General features: G+C 69.4%; 17 protein-coding genes. 12 read left to right on the plus strand and 5 right to left on the minus strand.

Annotation, left to right across the window (positions count from 1 at the left end):
• Positions 1 to 85 precede the first annotated feature (85 nt).
• Together ACQY5G_RS01280 and ACQY5G_RS01285 are read right to left on the minus strand one after the other, a co-directional pair.
• The gene (locus tag ACQY5G_RS01280) at positions 86 to 1,624 is read right to left on the minus strand and encodes an ATP-binding protein (RefSeq protein WP_428276264.1); all 1,539 of its coding nucleotides are present in this window, start codon (positions 1,622 to 1,624) and stop codon (positions 86 to 88) included.
• A 75-nt stretch (positions 1,625 to 1,699) separates the two neighbouring features.
• Complete coding sequence (locus tag ACQY5G_RS01285; protein WP_428276266.1) at positions 1,700 to 4,072, minus strand: DPP IV N-terminal domain-containing protein; 2,373 nt, start codon at positions 4,070 to 4,072, stop codon at positions 1,700 to 1,702.
• 327 nt (positions 4,073 to 4,399) lie between these two features.
• On the opposite strand from ACQY5G_RS01285, the gene ACQY5G_RS01290 reads away from it, so the two are divergent.
• The 5 genes from ACQY5G_RS01290 to vapC all read left to right on the plus strand — a co-directional run bounded on the left by ACQY5G_RS01290 (position 4,400) and on the right by vapC (position 8,970).
• Positions 4,400 to 5,878 carry an MFS transporter gene (locus tag ACQY5G_RS01290; RefSeq protein WP_428276268.1) on the plus strand — a complete coding sequence of 493 codons (1,479 nt, stop codon included), beginning with the start codon at positions 4,400 to 4,402 and terminating at the stop codon, positions 5,876 to 5,878.
• Positions 5,875 to 7,074, plus strand: a complete 1,200-nt coding sequence (locus ACQY5G_RS01295; RefSeq protein ID WP_428276270.1) for a Gfo/Idh/MocA family protein — start codon at positions 5,875 to 5,877, stop codon at positions 7,072 to 7,074. The genes ACQY5G_RS01290 and ACQY5G_RS01295 overlap by 4 nt, the downstream gene beginning before the upstream one ends.
• The gene (locus tag ACQY5G_RS01300) at positions 7,071 to 8,069 is read left to right on the plus strand and encodes a sugar phosphate isomerase/epimerase family protein (RefSeq protein ID WP_428276272.1); all 999 of its coding nucleotides are present in this window, start codon (positions 7,071 to 7,073) and stop codon (positions 8,067 to 8,069) included. Before ACQY5G_RS01295 ends, ACQY5G_RS01300 begins: the two co-directional genes overlap by 4 nt.
• A gap of 71 nt (positions 8,070 to 8,140) precedes the next feature.
• Positions 8,141 to 8,557 carry a hypothetical protein gene (locus ACQY5G_RS01305; protein WP_428276274.1) on the plus strand — a complete coding sequence of 139 codons (417 nt, stop codon included), beginning with the start codon at positions 8,141 to 8,143 and terminating at the stop codon, positions 8,555 to 8,557.
• Positions 8,554 to 8,970: a type II toxin-antitoxin system VapC family toxin gene (gene vapC / locus ACQY5G_RS01310; RefSeq protein ID WP_428276276.1), complete on the plus strand. Its 417-nt coding sequence runs from the start codon at positions 8,554 to 8,556 to the stop codon at positions 8,968 to 8,970. Before ACQY5G_RS01305 ends, vapC begins: the two co-directional genes overlap by 4 nt.
• A 13-nt stretch (positions 8,971 to 8,983) precedes the next feature.
• Here vapC and ACQY5G_RS01315 read toward each other — a convergent pair whose 3' ends face one another.
• A complete protein-coding gene (locus ACQY5G_RS01315; RefSeq protein WP_428276278.1) occupies positions 8,984 to 10,930 on the minus strand; it encodes a hypothetical protein in 1,947 nt (648 codons plus the stop codon).
• A 265-nt stretch (positions 10,931 to 11,195) separates the two neighbouring features.
• Between ACQY5G_RS01315 and ACQY5G_RS01320 the strand changes: the two genes are divergently transcribed.
• The 3 genes from ACQY5G_RS01320 to ACQY5G_RS01330 are packed head-to-tail and all read left to right on the plus strand — an operon-like array spanning position 11,196 to position 15,390.
• Entirely contained in the window at positions 11,196 to 12,230 is a 1,035-nt protein-coding gene (locus ACQY5G_RS01320) for an ATP-binding cassette domain-containing protein (protein ID WP_428276280.1), read from the plus strand.
• A complete protein-coding gene (locus ACQY5G_RS01325) occupies positions 12,227 to 14,464 on the plus strand; it encodes a Gldg family protein (RefSeq protein ID WP_428276282.1) in 2,238 nt (745 codons plus the stop codon). The genes ACQY5G_RS01320 and ACQY5G_RS01325 overlap by 4 nt, the downstream gene beginning before the upstream one ends.
• Positions 14,461 to 15,390 carry a DUF4340 domain-containing protein gene (locus tag ACQY5G_RS01330; protein ID WP_428276284.1) on the plus strand — a complete coding sequence of 310 codons (930 nt, stop codon included), beginning with the start codon at positions 14,461 to 14,463 and terminating at the stop codon, positions 15,388 to 15,390. Before ACQY5G_RS01325 ends, ACQY5G_RS01330 begins: the two co-directional genes overlap by 4 nt.
• Positions 15,391 to 15,437: 47 nt before the next feature.
• On the opposite strand, the gene ACQY5G_RS01335 is transcribed toward ACQY5G_RS01330, so the two are convergent.
• Complete coding sequence (locus ACQY5G_RS01335; protein ID WP_428276286.1) at positions 15,438 to 16,826, minus strand: class II fumarate hydratase; 1,389 nt, start codon at positions 16,824 to 16,826, stop codon at positions 15,438 to 15,440.
• Between the two features lie 55 nt (positions 16,827 to 16,881).
• The gene (locus ACQY5G_RS01340) at positions 16,882 to 17,394 is read right to left on the minus strand and encodes a DUF192 domain-containing protein (protein ID WP_428276288.1); all 513 of its coding nucleotides are present in this window, start codon (positions 17,392 to 17,394) and stop codon (positions 16,882 to 16,884) included.
• A gap of 131 nt (positions 17,395 to 17,525) precedes the next feature.
• Between ACQY5G_RS01340 and ACQY5G_RS01345 the strand changes: the two genes are divergently transcribed.
• From ACQY5G_RS01345 to ACQY5G_RS01360, 4 genes are all read left to right on the plus strand, one after another.
• A complete protein-coding gene (locus ACQY5G_RS01345) occupies positions 17,526 to 18,260 on the plus strand; it encodes a hypothetical protein (RefSeq protein WP_428276290.1) in 735 nt (244 codons plus the stop codon).
• Between the two features lie 36 nt (positions 18,261 to 18,296).
• The gene (locus tag ACQY5G_RS01350; protein ID WP_428276292.1) at positions 18,297 to 18,797 is read left to right on the plus strand and encodes a Fur family transcriptional regulator; all 501 of its coding nucleotides are present in this window, start codon (positions 18,297 to 18,299) and stop codon (positions 18,795 to 18,797) included.
• A 75-nt stretch (positions 18,798 to 18,872) separates the two neighbouring features.
• Positions 18,873 to 19,382, plus strand: a complete 510-nt coding sequence (gene pyrE, locus ACQY5G_RS01355) for an orotate phosphoribosyltransferase (RefSeq protein ID WP_428276294.1) — start codon at positions 18,873 to 18,875, stop codon at positions 19,380 to 19,382.
• A gap of 52 nt (positions 19,383 to 19,434) precedes the next feature.
• The gene (locus ACQY5G_RS01360) at positions 19,435 to 20,031 is read left to right on the plus strand and encodes an iron-sulfur cluster assembly accessory protein (RefSeq protein ID WP_428276296.1); all 597 of its coding nucleotides are present in this window, start codon (positions 19,435 to 19,437) and stop codon (positions 20,029 to 20,031) included.
• Positions 20,032 to 20,050 lie beyond the last annotated feature (19 nt).

A 20,050-nucleotide genomic window follows, 5' to 3' on the forward strand; every position in this document is an offset into this window, starting at 1 on the left:
TCGCGGCGCAGCCCTCGAACGCCGCGGCAGTCGTTGGAACGTGGTCCGAGCGATCGCGCGTGACAAGCGGGCGACGGCGAGACCCTCATCCTCCGAGCAGCCACGCGAGCAGCGCCGTGGGAACGGCGGACAACTCGGGATCGTCCAGGTCCAGCGCCCGTCTCGTAGCCACGAGGCCGCGCCAGGGCGATGCCCTCAGGGTGGGGGCGGCCCGCTTCCACCGATCCCCGTCCACGTACTTCGACTCGATCGCGAGCCCCCCGAATCCGGGCCCCGCGAAGTCGATCTCCTTGCGACTGGGCGTCCTGTGGTGGAGAACGGCATCGAAGTTCGGGTAGCCTCCCGGATCCCCGCGCAGGAAGGTGCGGACCAGGGTCATCCCCAGTTGCTGCTCGGAGAGGAGCGAGAGGTCGACCGGCCTCCGGGGACGCGCGGAGAGCGCCGCGAAAATGGGATCGGTGAAATACGTCTTTTCCTGTGACCGGAGGGCCGGCGCGAGGCGGTGTTCACGGTAGCAGGGCCACACGACGAAACTCTCGCGGAGCGCATCGATCCGCCGCCGGACGGTGTTCGCCGACGTGCCGGTGTCGGAAGCAATGTCGCTTGAGTTGGTCGGCGACCCGATGCCGGCCGCCAGTCGGTTCACGAACGCATCGGTGTGTGCACGCGACCAGGCGGACTGCCCGAACGCCTCCCCCCGGATCACGTCGAGGAGGCTCTCCTTGAGGGCGCGGGCGGCCGGCCCGGCGCCCGTTTCCGGATCGGGGGGGTCGGTCGCCGCGTGTGCCGCCACGGCCTGCGGAAACCCGCCGACGGTGAGGTAGGTCTCCCATCCGCGCACGAGATACGGCAACCAGGGCGCCAGTCTCCACGCGGCTTCGTCCAGAACCTCGGGCGTCAATCCGGCCAGCGGCAGCGGCGCCTCATCCGGGGGAGGGACGACACCCCCTTCCCCTTCCGCGTCAGCCTGCGCCCGCAGGAAGCTCCGGAAAGACATGGGCAGGAGCACGCGGTCCGAGTCCAGCGCACCGCCACGCCGTCCGGCGAAGGCCTTGACGGCTTCCGTCAGGTCGCGGGCGGAGGAGCCGGTGAGGACGACCGTATCAAGCCCGAAGCGCAGGTCGTTGTCACGCAGCCACTTGATGGCCGAGGGCCATCCGTCCGGAATGGCCGTGATCTCATCGAAGAACCAGAAGCGGCGCGCCGAGGGGGGAGTGATCGAGGCTGCGGCGTCCACGACTCGCCTGAGGTCGCCGGCGGCGAGTTCGTCGGCCGCAACGTGGATGATGCAGCGGGGATCCTCGCCACGCCCGATGAGACTCCAGACCGTCTTCTTGATCTCGACCGACTTGCCGACGCGCCGCGGCCCTCGGAGGACGTAGAGACCGCCCGGGACGAGCGCATCGAGCACACTCGCGGTGTATTCGAACGGAGCCTCCCGTGCCCGGCGCAGGTCCGGATCGCGCCGAACCCACCCTTCGGGGTCCGTCCACCAGCCGATACGGGCCAGGATGTCGCGCAGTTCAGCCGTGCTGTGCAGGATCGCCCTCCGGGTGCCGCCCGACTCGTCGATGGCCGAAAATGTATACCAAATCCTCCAGATAATGGAGGAAAATGTATACAAAATCTCCCACGCACGTCAATCGAGGGGCACGGGACGTTCCCGCGGGAACGTGTTCGGCGTCCCCGGTTCCCTTCGCTACGGCTGGACGATCCGGTAGTCGACCGGGGGCTCGGCGCCCATGAGGTGCTCGATGAAGTAGTCCCAGGTGCGCCGGATCAGGTACGGCTCGCGCGCGTAACCGTGGTTCCGGTTCGGGAAGACGAGCATGTCGAACGTCTTGTTCGCCTCCATGAGGGCGTCGGCCACGAGCAGCGTCATGTTCGGGTGCACGTTGTCGTCCAGCGACCCGTAGTGGAGCAGGAGCTTCCCCTTGAGGTTCGACGCGATGTTCTGGTTCGCCTGCGAGTCGAAGCTGTCCGTCCCGTCCGGGTTCCGTTCGAGGAGCCCGTGGTATTTCTCCCCCCACGGGAAGTGGTACCCTCGCTGGTCGTGATTCCCCGCCCCCGACACCGCGACCTTGAAGAAGTCGGGGAAAGTCAGGATGGCGTCCGTCGAGGAGAAGCCGCCGCCGGAGTGGCCGAAGATCCCCACCCGCTCGATGTCTATGGGATAGCGGAGGGCGAGCGCCTTGAGCGCCGAGACGTGATCGGGGATTCCGTTGTCCCGCATGTTCCCGTAGTAGCTCTCGTGGAAGGCCTTGGAGCGGTACGGCGTGCCCATGGCGTCGACCGCGAAGGTGATGAAGCCGAGCTGGGCGAGCGCGTGGCCCTGGCCCCGCGGCCCGGAGGTGAAGCCGGGCGTGCGGATGGGGCCGATCTGAGGGCCGGGGTAGACGTAGTCGATGACGGGATAGACGGTCCCCTCCTCCATGGTCGGGGGGAGCCAGAGATAGCCGTACACGTCCGTCACTCCGTCGCGCGCCTTCGCGGAGAAGCGCACCGGGGGCTCCCAGCCGGCCTCGAGGAGCGGGGAGATGTCGCCCTGCTCGACCGTCATCACGGGGCGTCCGGCATCGTCCCTGAGGACGGTGACCGGGGCCGTCGAGCGCGTGGACCAGGTGTCCACGAAGTAGCGGCCGTCGGGTGAGGCGGAAACCGCGTGGTGGGCGTCCTCCGGCGAGAGGAGCGTCACCCCGCCGCCGTCGAGCGACGCCCGATAGAGGTGCTGCCGATACGGATCGCGCCCGGGCTCGCGCCCCACGCCGGTGAAGTAGACCTGCCGCGCGGCCTCATCGACCGCGAGCAGCTGGACGACGAGCCAGGACCCCTGCGTGATCCGGTTCTTCATCTCTCCGGTGGCGAGGTCGTGCAGGTAGAGGTGGCCCCAGCCCTCGCGCTCGGAGAACCAGATGAACTCGCTCCCGTTGTCGAGCACGCGCCAGTTGTAGGGCGTGCGGAGCTGGTTCAGCTCCACCCAGGTGTCGCCGCTCTCGACGATGACCCTGCGCGATGCGCCCGTCGCGGCGTCGACCTCGACGAGCGTCTGGTTCCTGAAGTCGCGCGAATGGTGCGAGAAGTAGACGCGAGCGCCGTCCGGGGTCCACTGGGCCGCGTGCCAGGTCGTGTCCGCGCCGCCGAAGTAGCCGACGACGGGGTCGTAGTCGGCCGGCACGTGGGCGCCGGTCTCGGCGTCGAAGATGTGGAGTTGCCAGGTGGGGACGATGGAGTCGCCGGGGAGCGCGTAGCGGTAGCTGTGGAGGATCGGGCGCCCGGTCGCGGCCTCGAGCAGGTGGAGGTCCTCGACATCGCGCTCGTCGTACCGGTGGGTCGCGATCCGGCGGCCGTCGGGGGACCACTCGGCCACGGGAGGCGGCTTGAAGTCGCGGCGGCGGTTGCTGATCTCCTGACAGCAGCCCTCCGGCGCGACGCCGTAGCCCCAGTGCAGTTCGCCGTCCGTCGAGAGCTGGCGCTCCTCGTCGGAGTCCGAGTCGCGCACCCACAGGTTCTCGTCGCGCGAGAAGACGGCGAGCGCGCCATCGGGCGAATCGATTTCATGCGTCGCCCGCGCGACCGAGTCCGGACCCGTGCAGCGATAGGCGCCGATGTCGCAGTCCCAGCGCTCGTGGGTGTCCGTCCAGAAACGGATCCCGCCGGACGCGTTGAACTCGAACTCGTCGAAGGGGAGGTCCGTCGCCTCGTGGCTCTCGTCGGAAGCTTCCGAGAGGGCGGCGGCGAGCCGGTCGTGGTCGAAGGCGGGCCGGCGGGTGCGGGCCGCGGCGTCGATCATGATGAACTCGTGGCCGCCGAACACCTGGTTGCGGTACCAGAATCGGTTGGCGTCGACCCAGCGGGGGTTCACCGTGACGCCCGACGTGAGCTTCTCCGCGTGCCAGGGGAGGAACTGCTCGGCGCGCGCGTACTCGCTCGCGCTCACGGATTCCGGCTGGTAGGGCCGGGACTGGGCGGCGGCGGGCGGCGGTGCGGCGGCGAAGGCGAGCACCGTGAAGAGGGCGACCGGCACGAGGGATGCCAACTTCGTTGGCGAACCGAAGATGGACGGACGATTCACGGGATCCTCCCGGGTCTGGAGCGGCCTTGGCGTCGTCTGAACATAGACTGTCGCATCCGCCGCCCGGTAGCGTCGCCGCGGCGTTGCGGATTCGGACGGGACGGCGCGGCAGTCCGTGGCAAAGCCCTGCGTCAGCGCCGAGAGTGGCGAGGCGTTCGCTTGACAAGGCGCGACGAGGGAGCATAGCGGTTGCTATGTGACCGAGGAGCAACGCAGAGCGCAGCGATTCAAGCGAAATGCATCGCCGCTCGAACGCAGCAGGGGTTTTGCCACGGACTGCCAGGCGTGCCGGCCGGCCCCGTCCGCCTCATCCGAGGAGCGATCCGCGTGAATACGACGTCTTCCGCCGTCCGCCCCAGGCGGCTCTTCCTGGGCAGTTGCGTGTCGCTCATCGCGACCTCCGTCACCTTCGCGGTGGTCGGCATCGTCATGTTCACGCTCAAGAGCGAGTTTACCCTCACGAACTACGAGGTGGGCCTGATCGGCGGGGCGGCAATCTGGGGCTTCGCGGTGTCGCAGGTCCTCTTCGCGCCCTTCTGCGACACGCTCGGCATGCGGTTCCTGCTCCGGCTCGCCTTCGCGTGTCACCTGGTAGGGGCGATCGTACTCATCACGGCGGGCGGCTTGTGGCAGGCCTTCGCCGGGGCGCTGACGCTGGCGCTCGGGAACGGGCTCGTCGAGGCCGCCTGCAACCCGCTGGTGGCGGCGCTCTATCCGGACCGGAAGACGGTCAAGCTGAACCAGTTCCACGTCTGGTTCCCGGGCGGGATCGTGATCGGCTCCGTGCTCGCCTTCGGCCTCGACTCGGTGGGACTCACCGCGTGGCAACTGAAGATCGGTCTCATCCTCATCCCCACGCTCATCTACGGCCACCTGATGTGGCGGGAGGAGTTTCCGCCGACGGAGGGCGTGCGGGCCGGGGTCGGCATGGGTGATATGTTCCAGGCCACATTCACGACGCCCCTGATGATCCTGATGCTGTTCTGCATGGCGATTACGGCGTCGACGGAACTGGGGCCGAACCGCTGGGTGCCGGCGGTGCTCGAAGCGGGCGGGATTCCGGGGATCCTCGTGCTGGCGTGGATCAACGGCCTTATGGCGATCCTGCGCTACAAGGCCGGGCCCGTGGTCGAGACGCTTTCGCCGACGGGGGTGCTGTCGACGAGCGCCGCGGTCTCCGTCCTGGGGCTGCTCTGGCTCAGCTACGCGGAGACGACGGCGATGGCTTTCGCTTCCGCCACCGTGTTCGCGGTCGGCGTGTGCTACTTCTGGCCGACGATGCTCGGCTTCGTGTCGGAGCGGGTGCCGCGATCCGGCGCGCTCGGACTGGGGATGATGGGGGCGACGGGGATGGCGGTGGTGGGACTGTGGACGACGCCGTGGATGGGGAAGATCGCCGACGAGGTGGGGCACGAGCGGATCCCCGTGGCTGAGACGACGGCGCTCCTTACGGACGCCTCGATGGCGTTCGCGGGGGCCGACGAGATCGCCGCCCCGGATCTGGCGGCGGCGGGCGAGGCGGTGGGGGAGGCGCTCGCCGGCTTGGGCCCGGATGGCGCGCTGCCCGCGTCGGTCACGGCGAACGCGCTGCGGGCGATCATCGACTCCGGAGGCGATGAGGCGCTGGTGGAGCGGGCGAGCGCGATCCTCGGGCCGGCGGACAACTACGGTGGCCGGGTCTCGTTCCGGCGTCTCGTGCCGATCACGGCCGTACTCATCCTCATCTTCGGACTCATCCGCATGCGCGACCGGCGGGCGGGAGGATACCGGGCGGTACGGATCGGAACGGGGTCGGGCGACGGATGACGCGCCGCCTCAGCTACGGGATGGTCGGCGGCGGACCCGGTGCCTTCATCGGGGACGTGCACCGGATGGCGGCGGAACTCGACGGCCTCGCGCGCATCGCGGCCGGCGCCTTCTCCTCGGACCCGGAGCGGTCCGCAACCAAGGGGGCCGAGATCGGACTCGACCCGGACCGCGTGTATGGAAACTATTCGGAGATGGCGGAGGCCGAGGCTTCCCAGCCTCGGGATCGACGGCTCGACTTCGTGATCATTGTCACGCCGAACCATCTCCACTTCGACGTGGCGCGGACCTTCCTTGAGGCGGGCTTCCACGTCGTGTGCGACAAGCCGCTGACGACGACGGTCGCGGACGCCGAAGCGCTGTGCCGGCTCGTGGCGGCCGGGGATCGCGTGTTCGCACTCACGCACAACTACGGCGGCTACCCGATGGTCAAGGACGCGCGCGCCATCGTGCGCGAGGGGCGCGTGGGGGCCATCCGCCGCATCCAGCTCGAGTACTTCCAGGGGTGGCTGGCGACGCCGCTCGAGGAGACCGGGCATCCGCAGGCGGTGTGGCGCACGGATCCGGCGCGGGCGGGCGCCGCAGGGGCGCTGGGGGACATCGGGACGCATGCGCATCACCTGGCCCGCTACGTGACCGGGCTGGAGGTCGAGGCGCTGTGCGGCGAGCTGACGACGTTCGTGCCGGGGCGGCGTCTCGAAGACGACGCGAGCCTCCTCATGCGGTGGAACGGTGGCGTGCGGGGGACGCTCACGGTGTCGCAGGTGGCGGCGGGCGAGGAGAACGGGCTCGCGATCCGCGTGTACGGGAGCGAGGGCTCGATCGCCTGGCGGCACGACGACGCGGCGACGCTGTGGTACCGGACGCCGGACGGTCAGGCCCGGGCGCGGCGGCCGGGGCACGGCTGGATCTCGCCCGAGGCGGCCGGGGCATCGCGGGTCCCGCCGGGTCATCCGGAGGGGTTCATCGAAGGGTTCGGGAATCTGTACCGGAACGTGATCTCGACCATCGGAGCGCTCGACGAAGGGCGGACGCCGGACGAGGCGGACCTCGACTTCCCCACCGTGTGGGACGGGGCGCGCGGGGTTCATTTCCTCGAACGGGCGGTGGAGAGCGGGCGGCGCAGAGCGTGGGTGGACGCGCGGTACGAACCGCCGGGAGAGCCGCCTGCGGAGCCCGGGGAGCCGGCGCGATGAGCGCGCGACCGATCACGCTGTTCACCGGCCAGTGGGCGGACATGCCGCTGGCGACGCTCGCGGCCAAGGCGGCCGAGTGGGGCTACGACGGGCTCGAGCTCGCCTGCTGGGGCGACCACTTCGACGTCGTGCGGGCGACGGAGGAAGACGGCTACGCCGCCGGGCGGCGCGATCTGCTGGCGGCCCACGGGCTCGAGGTGTACGCGATCGCCAACCACCTCGTCGGCCAGGCCGTGTGCGATCCGATCGACGCCCGCCACCAGCTCATTCTGCCGGAGCGCGTGTGGGGCGACGGCGACCCCGAGGGCGTGCGGCGGCGGGCCGCGGCGGAAATGAGCCGGTCGGCCGCCGCGGCGGCTGCGCTCGGCGTCCCGGTCGTGAACGGCTTCACCGGCAGCTCGATCTGGGCCGCCGCCTACGCCTTCCCCCCGCACCCGCCCGGCTTCGTGGAGGCCGGCTTCGCCGATTTCGCGGACCGCTGGAACCCGATTCTCGACGCCTTTGACGCGGCGGGCGTGAAGTTCGCCCTCGAAGTACACCCTACGGAGATCGCCTTCGACGCCGCCAGCGCGGCGCGGGCCGTGGAGGCCGTGGCGGGGCGGGGCGCGTTCGGCTTCAACTACGACCCCAGCCATCTCGCCTACCAGGGCGTCGACTACGTCGGCTTCATCCTCGAGTTCGCCGACCGCATCCACCACACCCACATGAAGGACGTGTGGTGGTCGGACACGCCGCGCCGCTCCGGCGTCTTCGGAGGCCACCTCGAGTTCGGGCATGCGGACCGGGGGTGGGACTTCCGCTCCATCGGGCGCGGGCGGGTGAACTTCGAGGAGATCCTGCGCGCGCTGGACCGCGTGGGCTACGCGGGGCCCCTCTCCATCGAGTGGGAGGACAGCGGCATGGACCGCGAGCACGGCGCCCGGGAAGCGTGCGACCGGCTCCGCGCCATGACCTTCCCCCCCTCCGCCACCGCCTTCGACGCCGCCTTCTCGTAAGGATCTTCGGGCGCCACGCTCGAGGGTCGCTCCATCTGGCGTGTGCGTGTTGAGTATATCATACTGATATCATGAGTACGCGACTGCAGGTGGTGATGCCGGAGGCGGAGCTCGATGAGATCCGCGATGCGGCGCGACGTAACCGCGTCACGGTGTCCGCGTGGGTCCGGCGAGCGCTGCGGGACGCGCGGGCGCGCGAGCTGAGGGGCGGCGGCGACTTCGCCGTGCGCGAGGCGGAGCCGCGATACGGGACCGTCGAGTCCGCCGGCCTGCGGTTCGTCGATCTGGAAGTGAGGTTGCCGGAGCACGACCTGGAGGCGGTGCGCCGGCGGTACGGACTGGCCGACTGGTCTGCGGCCGTGGCGGAGGCGTTGGCCCGCCAGGCCTTCGTCCCGATGACGAAGGAGGAGGCGCTCGCCATGCAGGGTGTGGGCTGGGAGGGGGATCTCGACGCAATGCGAGACGGCAACTCCGGCGCCCTCCCGTGATCGTCGACACGTCCGCGTGGATCGAATACCTGCGCCGCACGGAAAGTCCCGTCAACCTTGGTTTGAGACACGCCGTACAGACCGGGAGCGCGATCGCCACGCCCGCTCCCGCAGTCATGGAACTGCTCGCAGGTTGTCGTAGCGAATCCGAAGCGCTGGATCTGTTGAGGCTGCTCGGCCGCTTCGAGATCCTGATCCCCGACTCGCTGGGCCAGTTCCGGAGCGCAGCGCGGATCTACCGCACGTGTCAGCGGGCGGGACGTACGATTCGGTCCACGGTAGACTGCCTGATCGCCGCTGCGGCCCTGGATGCGCGCCGCCCTCTGCTGGCCCGGAATCGCGACTTCGACACCATCGCCCGCTACACGGACCTGGAACTCGTCGTGCCGCCCACACCTGAATCACGCCCCTGAGCGAGACGGAGCTCTACGGCGGGGCGGGGCCCCAGAGGGCCGCCACGCCCATTTCGTAGGGGACGACGAGGCCGCCGCCTCCCCCTTCCCCGTCCGGCATGGCGAGGAGGGGCGTCCGGTCGGGGTAGGCTGCGATGAGGCGTGCATTCGCCTCGGGGCCGAGATCCCTGGTCCACAGCACCCCCGAGCCGCCGAGCCCAGGCAGGTCGCCGCGCCACAGGTTGTCGGTGAGTCCGAGCCGGCCGAGCCGGTCGGATCCGTTCTCCCGACGGCACCGGTCCTCCACCTCTTCCGGTCGCTGCGCGCCGATCAGGGCACCCTCGAGGCGGCAGGGAGAATACTGATTCAGGAGAGCGCGCACGCTGTCGAGGCGCATCGGCCGCGCCGCGAGCCGGGCCCCGATCCGGTCCTGCCAGGATTCGTGCACGAAGATGAGCGAGGGGCCGGGCTCCGTGACCGCCAGCGCGGGCACGACGCGGCCTCCCAGGCGCACGATGCGCTCACGCCCCCCCACCGCGAGACCGTAGCCGATGGAAATGAGGACGAGAACAACGACCGCATCCGAGAGCCAGCCGCGGCGGGTCACGCGTACAAGACCGATCGTCGCCAGCACGAGGAGCGCGCACCAGGCGGGAACGGCTTCACCGAGCATTCGGGGACCCATTACGAGATCGTGGTGCCAGTACAAGGCGCTCGCCAGGACGGGCAGCAGAGCCCACGCGGCCAGGATTCGCTCGCCTCGATCAAGACGCCGCGCGAGGAGCAGAAAAAGGCCGACGAGCACGCCGACGGGGAGTACGGTTCCGAGGAGTTCGCGCCCCAGCGAAATGAGTTCGGTCGAGGTGTAGCCGAGCGCCTGAGTGAAGCCGTACACGCGGCCCCACGGGTCGACGTGGAAGCCGAGGCCGTGGCTCGGGCCGGCGGCGGCGGTGTAGCCGAGGGTGAGCGGGCTGCCGAAGAAGCGGGCGTTGAACCACCCGAAACCGACCGCGAACGGGAGGCCGCCCAGCACCCACCAGGCGAAGCGGCGCAGGAGCCACGGCCGGTGCAGGCCCGGTTCCCGCCGTGGCGCGGTGAGCCACACGCCGGCCGTCACGGCGGCGCCGATGAGCAGGCCGGAGACGGGGCGCGTCGTGACCATGAAGCCCATCGCGCCGCCCGCCGCCAGCGCCCACACGGCCCGGCCCGTTTCGGCCCGGAGGGAGAGCCAGAGGGCGAGCGCGGCGAAGGCCGCCACGGTCGCGTGGTTCATGTAGGCTCCGGCCAGGGCCAGCAGCATGGGGCTGGTGACGGCGAGCAGGGCGCCGAGTCGGGCGGCCGCGATTCGACCGGGGAGCAGGCGTTCGAAGGACAGAACCGAGAAGGCACCCAGCATTCCCATGGCCGCCGCCATGGCGATCCACGCACCGCCCACCCTGAATCCCGCAGCAAGCCACAGGGCGTGTCCGGGCGGGTACTGGGACACCCATCCCGCGGCGGTGGGGACCATGAACTGCATGACCCAGAACTCGGGCATCGAGAGCGGAGGCCCGGCCAGTTCCCCGGCGGCGAAGTAGCGGGCCTGCAGGAGCTGCACGCTCGCGTCGTTGAGGACCGGTCGTCCCTGGAACACGGCCAGCGCGACCGCAACCGTAAACCCGGTGCCCAGGAGCCCCATGAACGCGGCCGCGGACCACGCGGGCGGCCGCTCGATCGCCCGGCCGATGCGGGTGAGAATGGCGGACAGCCTCCCTCCCCCGAACATCCCTGCCAGGGCGGCGACCCCCACCGCGAGGAGGGTCCAGACACCGGTCGTAACGCCCCAAGTGTACGTCCAGTGCTCGAACCCCGACCGACGCATGAGGTCGTCCAGCGCGCCCGGAGGCGCGGACGGATCGAGGACGACGAAGACGGGGACCGCAACAAGCACGACCAGCGCGAGTCCCACCACGCGCCGGCCCGCATCGAGGAATACGTTCATGCCGGGGAAGCTACACCCGCGCCACCGGCCTGTCTGCGATGACCCGCGACGGGCGGGCGGGCGACAAGCGCCGAAAGGCCCGGCGGTGCTTGACTCGCACCGCGCCCCATCTACCTTTCCCGCCCCGTCGGGAGACGGCCCGAGCATGGCCGCGGCGCGGGCAACGATTGGACCCCGCTCGGCTGTCCATCGGCGGGTTCGCCCGGCGACGTTCCGTCGACTGCGGGCGGTTCGCACACTCCAACCCGGATCCGACATCACTCGCATGTCACTCGTATCGCTTACGGATGTTGTGAAGACGTTCGGCGAGACGGTCGCGGTCGACTCCGCGACGTTCTCGATCGACCGCGGCGAAGTCGTCGGCTTCCTCGGGCCGAACGGCGCGGGCAAGACGACGACCATGCGGCTCCTCACGCAGTATCTCGAGCCCGATGGGGGCACGATCTCCATCGATGGCCTGTCCATCGAGGACCACCCCGTCGAACTGCGGCGCCGCATCGGCTACCTGCCTGAGACAAATCCCCTCTACCGGGACATGCTCGCCGGCGAATACATCACGTTCATGGGCCGGCTGCGCGGGATGAGCGCCGGCGAGATCCGCGCGCGCACGGACGATGTCGTCGCGCAGACCGGCATCGAAGCCGTCTACTACCGCCCGATCAACCAGCTCTCGAAGGGTTATCGGCAGCGCGTCGGCCTCGCGCAGGCCATCCTCTCGCAGCCGGAGATCCTCATCCTCGACGAGCCGACCGAGGGACTCGATCCGAACCAGCGCGTCGAGATCCGCAGCCTCATCCGCGACGCGGGGACCGACCGCACCGTCCTCCTGAGCACGCACGTGATGCAGGAGGTGCGGAAGACGTGCTCACGCGTCGTCATCATCAACGAGGGGCGCATCGTCGCCGACGGTTCCGTCGATGAACTCGTCGCCGGACAGGGCGGCGTCCGGGTGATGGTCGAACTCGAGGCTCCGGCGGACGCCGCGGGGGAGGCGATGGGCGATCTCCGCTCCGTCGCCCGGGCCGACGCCGTCGAAGCGGACGGGGGCCGGCGCGCCCGGTTCGCGGTCGAGGGCGCTTCCGGCCAGGACCCGCGGCCGGACATCTCGCGACTCGCCGCCGCCCGGGGCTGGCCGCTGTGGGAACTGCACCTGGCCCAGGCGAGCCTGGAGGATCTCTTCCACCGGCTCACCGCCGAGAGCACGGGGCCGGCGGACGAGACGGTCGACGAAACCGGCGACGAGACCCCCGATGCCATGTCCGACGAGGCTCCGGAAGCGGGCGAGGAGGTGGACGCATGATCGGCCGCATCCTGACGGTCGCGAAGCGGGAGTTCGCGGGCTACTTCGACCACGCGACCGCCTACATCCTCCTCGTCATCTTCCTCGGGATCAACTTCTACTTCTACTTCCAGGAGGCCTACCTCCTCGGCGAGGCCTCGTTGCGGCCCATGTTGTCGCTCCTCCCGTGGCTTCTGCTCTTTTTCATTCCGGCCGTCTGCATGCGATCGTTCGCGGAGGAGCGGAACGCGGGGACGCTCGAACTCGTGCTCGCGCAGCCGATCCATGTCGCGGAGTTCCTGCTCGGCAAGTTCCTCGGCGTCCTCTTCTTTCTGTTGATCGCCATGGCGGGGACGCTGGGCATCCCGCTCGGCCTCACCTTCGGCGCCGACCTTCAGTGGGGGGTCGTGTTCTCCCAGTACCTGGGATCGATGTTCCTGATATCGGCGCTCATCGCGGTCGGCCTGTGGGCCTCCTCGCTCACGAGGAACCAGGTGACCGCGTTCATCATCGGCGTCACGATCAGCTTCGCCCTCTACCTGATCGGACTTCCCACGGTCACGCTCTCCCTCCCCTCCCCGCTCGCGGCGGTGGCGGCGCGCCTGGGCGTGCTCGGGCACTTCTCGAACGTGGCGCGAGGCGTGATCGACCTGCGGGACGTCCTGTACTTCGCGGCGCTCGGCACGGCGTTCCTCTCGCTCACGTACTTCTCCGTCATGCGCGAGCGCCTTAGCCGCAACAGGCCGGCGTACGGGCGGCTGCGCGTGGGCGTGCTCGGCCTGGTCGGGATCGCCGTCTTCGCCGCGCTGGCAGGCGGGCAGTTGCGCGGCAGGCTCGACCTCACGCCCGGCAAGGTCTACACGCTTTCCCCGCCGACGGCCGATCTGCTGCGCGGTCTCGACGACCTCGTCACGATCAAGCTCTTCCAGTCGGCGGAACTGCCGGCGCAACTCGCGCCCATGAGCCGGGACGTGGACGATCTCCTCCGGGATCTCGACGCCACCGGCGGCGCCAACGTGAACCTGGTCCGCGCGAACCCCGACGAGGACCCCGACGCCCAGGAGGAGGCGGGACTGCTCGGCATCCGCCCCGTGCCGTTCCAGGTCCTCGCCGATGACGAGGTGTCGTATCAGGAGCGCTACTTCGCGCTCGCGATCCAGTACGCCGGCGATAGCCAGATCATCCCGCTCCTCCGGCAGACGGCGGACCTCGAATACCGTCTCGCCTCGATGATCCGCGCCCTCACGCGCGCGGAACGCCCCACCATCGGGATCCTGACCGGACACGGCGAACTGAGTCTGGACGCGGGGCTTCGGATCGCCCGCGGCCGCCTCCAACTGGAATACGACCTGAGGGAGTTCCGCGTCGACTCGACGACGGCGGCGGTGCCGGATTCGATCGACATACTCGTGATCGCCGGCGGCCGGACGCCGCTCGAGCCCGCGGCCGGCGAGATCCTGAGCCGCTTCGTCGACGAGGGTGGGAGCCTCTTCATCCTGAAATCGGGCGTGACGGCGGACATGCAGGCGCGCTACGCGGGCCCGACCTTCGATCCGGCGCTCGATTCGCTGCTGCAGGCGCGAGGCCTCGGCATCGTCCCCTCGATGGCCTTCGACGTGCTGCTCCACGAACAGGTGCAGGTGCCGTCCCAGGGCGGCGCCTTCATCGTGGGCTATCCGCTGTGGACCCTCGCCCAGCCGGCCTCCGAACACGTGATCGTGGACGGCGTGGCGAACGTGCCGGTCCGATTCGGAAGCCCGCTCCTCGTCGAGGTGGAGGACAGCACCCTGGTGACGCCGCTTCTCACGACGTCGGACGGAGGCGGAAGACTGGGGACCCCGCTCTCGATCGACGCGATGCAGGAGTGGGACGCGCTGATCGCACCGAGTGACGTGACAACGGAGACGCTCGCCCTGGCCTACGCGCAGCCGGACGGTGGCCGCATCGTCCTCGCGGGCTCTTCGTCGCTCATCCACGACGAGACGCTTCAGCAGTCGATGTCCGGGCTGGCCGGGATGATCTTCTTCCAGAACGCGATCGACTGGCTCGCCCAGGACGAGGCGCTGATTTCGATCCGGTCCAAGGACCGCGCGCCGCCGCTGCTCCTCTTCCCCAACGAATGGCTCCCGGACCTGACCCGGTACGGGAACCTGGTCGGCGTGCCACTGCTCTTCGTCCTCGTCGGCGTGCTGCGGCTCGCCAGACGGCGGCAGGTACAGCAGCGTTCCTTCACGGAGGGAGGAGCGCTCGTATGAACGCGAAGCAGCTGAAGGTCATCGCGGTCGTGCTCGGCGTGGCCGTCCTTCTCTACCTGCCCCGGCTGTTCCGGGACAGCGGCGAGGGCGGGACGCTGGATGTCGGGGACGGCTTCTCCTTCGTGGTGGCCGACTCCATCGCGGGCGTGAACATCGTGCTCGCGGAGAATGCCGGCACGGTGCGCCTCGAGCGGACGGACGCGGGGTGGACGGTCGACGGATACGTGGCGGATGAACCGAAGATCCGCGACCTCCTGGACGTGATCGGGCAGCTCTCCTCGTCGGAACTCGTCGCGCGCAACCCGTCGAACCACGCGAGCCTGGGCGTCGCGGAGGGCGGCCGGCATGTCGAAGTGCGGACGGCCGGCGGCGAAGTACGGCGGTTCCATCTCGGCAGCCGCGACACGCGCTCCGGAGGTTATTTCGTGCGTCTCCCCGGCGACGATGTCGTCTATCGGCTCGACGGTCCGGCCGGAGGCTACCTGAACCGCGACCGCGACGGGTGGCGCCCGCGCCTGATCGCCTCCGTGGACACCGCCGGCGTACGCGAAGTCCTCATGCGTCGCGGGGAACGGGAGGCCGTGCTGCGCCGGAGCGACGATGGGTGGCTCGCGGGGGACGCGCCGGCGGATTCGGCGCTTGTGCAGAGGCTCCTCGCCATCCTGCCCTCCGTCTCCGCTTCCGGCTTCCCCACGGAGGAGGAAGAGGCGGCCGCCGACTTCGCGCTCGCGGACGGATCGTTCGAAGTGTTCTCGGAGGGGTCCGCAGATGTGACCGGCCGGCGGCTCGAACTCGCGATCCTCCTGCTGGAGGACGAGGAACGCGGAGACTGGGTCGCCCGCGTCGCGGACGGAACGGAAGCCTTCCGGCTCTCCAGCCTCACGGTGGACCGCCTTCTCCCGGAGACGCTCGTCCCCGTCCCCTAGCGCGACGGGGCGACGGGGTTCGATCATCGGCGCTCGGCCGGGCCGGGTCAGCCGGGCTCGGTCATCGCGCGGAAATCGAGGATGCGGTCGAGTTCCGCCGGAGCGACGAGCCCCTGCTCCAGGACGAGTTCCTTCAGCGTGCGGTCTTCCGCGAGGCTGAGCTTGGCGAGTTCGGCCGCCTTGTCGTACCCGATGACGGGCGCGAGCGCCGTGGCGAGCGCCGCGGTGGATTCCGCGTTCCGGAGGCAGCGCTCCTCGTTCGCCGTGATCCCGCGGACGCAGCGTTCGGCAAACTCGACGCTCGCGGTGGAGAGAATCCGGACGCTCTCGAGCAGGTTGTGGGCCATCACGGGGATCATGACGTTGAGTTCGAGGTTCCCCGACTGCCCGCCGACGACGATCGCGGCGTCGTTCCCGATGACCTGCGCACAGACCTGAAGCACCGATTCGGCCATCACCGGGTTGACCTTGCCGGGCATGATCGACGAGCCCGGCTGCACCGCGGGGAGGTTGATCTCGCCGAGGCCCGTGCGCGGGCCGGACGACAGCCAGCGCAGATCGTTCGCGATCTTTGTCAGGCTCACGGCGACGGTTCGCAGCGCCCCGCTCGCCTCGACCACCGCGTCGCGCGCCGACTGCGCCTCGAAGTGGTTCGACGCCTCCACGAACTCGACCCCGAGGATCTCGCCCAGCGCCGCCGACATCCGCGCGCCGAAGTCGGCTGGCGTGTTGATGCCGGTCCCCACCGCCGTCCCTCCGATGGCGAGTTCCGCGAGCGCGGGACGGACGGCCTCGACGCGCCGGATCCCGTGCCCCACCTGGCTCGCATAGCCGCCGAACTCCTGTCCCAGGCGGACGGGCGTCGCGTCCTGCAGGTGCGTGCGCCCCGCCTTGGCGATGTGGTCGAACTCCTCCGCCTTCGCCGCGAGCGCCGCGCGCAGCCGCTCCAGCGCGGGCAGAAGCTCACGTTCGATCGCGACCAGTCCGGAGACGTGGGTGGCGGTCGGAATCACGTCGTTCGACGACTGCCCCAGGTTCACGTGATCATTGGGGTGGACGGGGCTCCGCGAACCCACGACGCCGCCCAGAAGCTGAATGGCGCGGTTCGCGATGACTTCGTTCGCGTTCATGTTCGTCGACGTGCCGGACCCGGTCTGGAAGATGTCCAGCACGAAATGGGAATCCAGTTCCCCGGCCATGGCCTCGCCGGCCGCCCGCTCGATCGCCTCGCCGAGTCGGGGGTCGAGGAGCCCCAGCTCCTGGTTCACGCGGGACGCGGCCAGCTTGATCGCGCCGAGCGCCTCGATGAAGCGGCGTCCGAAGCGGAGGTCGGAGATGGGGAAGTTCTGGCGGGCCCGCTCCGTCTGCGCTCCGTAGAGCCGGTCGGCGGGGATCGCCATCTCCCCCATGGAGTCCTTCTCTATGCGATGATCCATGCGTGGGTTGTCCGTGGGTCGGTCGTGGGTTGTCCGGATTGCGCTCGGTGCGCGACTAGAATTCGATGAGGTCTCCGATGCGAATCCCGTTGGCCTCGAACCACCCCTGGTTCATCTCCAGCGCGTACATGGCGGGCGCGGCCGAGTCATGGGTTTCCGTGGTCTGCGGCTCCATCTGCTGGATGTCGACGATCCGGCCTTCGCGGTCGATGTACGCGATGTCGAGGGGGATGAGCGTGTTCCTCATCCAGAACCCCAGGGTGCGCTGCTCCGGGTAGACGAACAGCATCCCCTGATTCTCCTCGAGGGACTCCCGGTACATGAGGCCGCGCTGGCGCTCGTCGGCGTCGTCGGCGATCTCGACCTGGATCTCGATCCCGCCCACCCGGAGCGGGACGAGTTCCACCGCCTGGGCGACGGCGCCCGCTCCCGCTTCGGCGGCCTGCTCGCCATTTCCCCCGGCGTCGGTGCCGCGAACGCCCGCGTCCGCCGAGCCGCACGCCGCCAAGACGGCCGCAAGGGCCGCCACCAGCACGAATCCGCGCTCTCTCAATCGTTCTCTCAGCATGTCAAATCGTCGTCATCCGGGTCGACTCCGTTGCGGCTTCCGCTCTCGGGAGGAAAACTAGCAGGCGAGGTTGGGGTATGGAACGAGGTGGCGGGGGCCGACGGGAGGGGACCACGGGAAGGGGGAGCGGCATGATTCTTCCGGATGTCAGAGCTTCCTTCGGACGGGACGACGCGGCCCGACTCGTTTACATGCTCGCCCGCGAGGGCGAGGACCGGACCCGCTTGGAGACGCTGGTCTCGGAGCGGGGGATCGACGCCCTGCTCGATCACCCGAAGGCCCCCGGCGCGCTCACGGCCGAACCGGGGCTTTCGGCGCTCCCGCTGGCCCTCTTCTCCTATGTGGCGCTCCGTCACAGCCTTCTCGAGGGCGGGGTCGAGTCCCGTCTCATGGCCGACTACGTGACGTCGATCTTCCTCCATTTCGCGAGGGAGGCGCGGGCCCACCGGATCGCCGAATACGACGACTGCGAATACCGCTATCTCGTCGACCTGGTGGCGGAGATCGCCGAATCGGACGGTCGCCGCGGCTTTCTGCTCAGCGCACATCTCGGCAACTTCGCGCTCTGGCTGTCGGGCCTCTTCCCGGACTGGATTTCCACCCGGGAGCGACGCAGTGCGGGACCGGACCTCGGTTACTACGAGGCGATGGGTCAAACCGGCTTTTCGCTGGCCGCCGACGCCCCCTTCGCCCGCCGCCAGCAACTCGACGGCTGCTATCGTGACGCCGCGAAGACCTTCACCGCCCTCCGCGTCGCCCTGAACCGCTTTTCGGACCGATTCCTCACGCCCCGACCGGCCTCCCCCGTCGACCGCCTGTTGCGGCAGGTAGTGGACGACTTCGAGGCGCGCTGGTTGCAGGCGTGACGAGCGCGCTTATCTTCTCAGCGCGTTGAGAACACCATGACCACGGATACCCTCACCCCCCGACCGCCTCTCGGCTGCGCCGCCGTGATGCTCGGCCTCTTCCGGGCCGCGCTGCAGGAGCATCATCTGCCCGTCACCCATCAGCGCGAAGCGATCTCCCGCGTGCTGTTCGAGTCCGGACAGCGACTCTCGGCGGACGAGATCGTGGAACGCCTGCGGGGCGACGGCGAGCGCGCCGGGAAGGCGACGGTCTACCGGACCCTGAGCCTCCTGGTTCGCGTCGGCCTCGCAACGGAGCACGATTTCGACGAGGGTTTCAAGCGATACGAGGCGAAAGTTGGGCGGGCGCGGCAGGACCACCTGATCTGCACGGCGTGCGGAGACGTGGTCCGGTTCCAGCGCGATGAACTCAACCGGCTGCAGACGGAGGTCGCCCGGCAATTCGGTTTCCATATACTCACACGTCAACTCAAGCTGTACGGACTCTGTGCCCGCTGCGACGCCGAATCCGGTCAGGCGATTCGCCAGGTCAGCTAGGAGGTTCCGCTGAGTTCCGCCCATTCGAGGCTTCTGAATCTGCTCGCCGAGCGCTCGTTCCGGCTCGGGGACTTCGTGCTCGCCTCCGGCGCCCGGAGCGACTACTACATCGACTGCCGGACCTCGACCATGCACGCGCACGGACAGGTGTTGATGGGCGAGGTCGGGCTCGCGGCCATACGAGACGCCGGACTTCGGCCGGATGCGGTCGGCGGCCTCACGATGGGCGCGGATCCGCTGGCCTACGCGATCGCCGCCGCCAGTTGGCGCGCGGGGGACCCGATTCACGCGTTCTCGGTCCGCAAGCGCGCCAAGCGACACGGAAAGGGCCAGTTGATCGAGGGCTGCTTCGAGCCCGGCGCCCGGGTCGTCGTCGTCGAGGATGTGATCACGACCGGCGGGTCCGCCTTCCAGGCGGTCGAGGCGGTGAATCGCGCGCGCGGCGAGGTGCTCGGGGTGCTCGGCCTCGTCGACCGCGAGGAGGGGGGAAGAGCCACGCTCGAGGGAGCGGGGCTGCGGACAATGGTACTTTATACCGCGAGCGATCTCAGGGCGGCGGTGGCCGCCAACGGTTCGGCGTCCTGACGAACGCCTGACCGCACGCCGGCTTCATCGGGAATCATTGGGAGAAAAGAACGTGTCCGACAAGGATCTTTTGACATTCACCGACGCCGCCAGCGAGCGGATCCGATCGTTCATCAGCGAGGACCCGGCGGAAGGTCTCGCGGTACGTGTCAGCGTTCAGAACGCGAGCCCCATCGCGCCGGAATACGAGATGGCGCTCATCGAACCCTTCGAGCGGGAAGCGGAGGACCAGTCGTTCGACGCCCCCGGCTTCGAGGTCGTCGTCGATTCGAAGAGCGCGGACATCCTTTCCGGAACCCGCATCGACTGGGTGGAGTCGCTCCAGGGCTCGGGCTTTCATTTCAACAATCCCAACATCCAGCCGCTCGGCTCCAAGCCGCTGGACGGACCTCTCGTCGACCGCGTGCGACGCGTCATCGACGAGCAGATCAACCCGGGGGTGGCATCGCATGGCGGGACCGTGCGCCTCGTCGACATCCGCGACAACGTCGTCTACGTCACCATGGGCGGCGGCTGCCAGGGCTGCGGCATGGCCTCGGTGACGCTCACGCAGGGGATCAAGCAGATGATCCGGGACGCGGCGCCGGAGATCGTCGACGTGCGGGACGTGACCGACCACGCCGCCGGCAGCAATCCCTACTACGCCTAGCAGTCCGTCTTCGGGCAGA

This window comes from Candidatus Palauibacter sp. (genome assembly GCF_965261555.1).
GTDB lineage: Bacteria > Gemmatimonadota > Gemmatimonadetes > Palauibacterales > Palauibacteraceae > Palauibacter.

Bases quoted from the DNA above. Each gene is read 5' to 3' on its own strand.
- ACQY5G_RS01320 (WP_428276280.1), top strand. From the start codon at position 11,196: ATGTCACTCGTATCGCTTACGGATGTTGTGAAGACGTTCGGCGAGACG.
- ACQY5G_RS01350 (WP_428276292.1), top strand. From the start codon at position 18,297: ATGACCACGGATACCCTCACCCCCCGACCGCCTCTCGGCTGCGCCGCC.
- ACQY5G_RS01335 (WP_428276286.1), bottom strand. From the start codon at position 16,826: ATGGATCATCGCATAGAGAAGGACTCCATGGGGGAGATGGCGATCCCC.
- ACQY5G_RS01305 (WP_428276274.1), top strand. From the start codon at position 8,141: ATGAGTACGCGACTGCAGGTGGTGATGCCGGAGGCGGAGCTCGATGAG.
- ACQY5G_RS01340 (WP_428276288.1), bottom strand. From the start codon at position 17,394: ATGCTGAGAGAACGATTGAGAGAGCGCGGATTCGTGCTGGTGGCGGCC.
- ACQY5G_RS01325 (WP_428276282.1), top strand. From the start codon at position 12,227: ATGATCGGCCGCATCCTGACGGTCGCGAAGCGGGAGTTCGCGGGCTAC.
- ACQY5G_RS01315 (WP_428276278.1), bottom strand. From the start codon at position 10,930: ATGAACGTATTCCTCGATGCGGGCCGGCGCGTGGTGGGACTCGCGCTG.
- ACQY5G_RS01345 (WP_428276290.1), top strand. From the start codon at position 17,526: ATGATTCTTCCGGATGTCAGAGCTTCCTTCGGACGGGACGACGCGGCC.
- ACQY5G_RS01295 (WP_428276270.1), top strand. From the start codon at position 5,875: ATGACGCGCCGCCTCAGCTACGGGATGGTCGGCGGCGGACCCGGTGCC.
- ACQY5G_RS01330 (WP_428276284.1), top strand. From the start codon at position 14,461: ATGAACGCGAAGCAGCTGAAGGTCATCGCGGTCGTGCTCGGCGTGGCC.
- ACQY5G_RS01300 (WP_428276272.1), top strand. From the start codon at position 7,071: ATGAGCGCGCGACCGATCACGCTGTTCACCGGCCAGTGGGCGGACATG.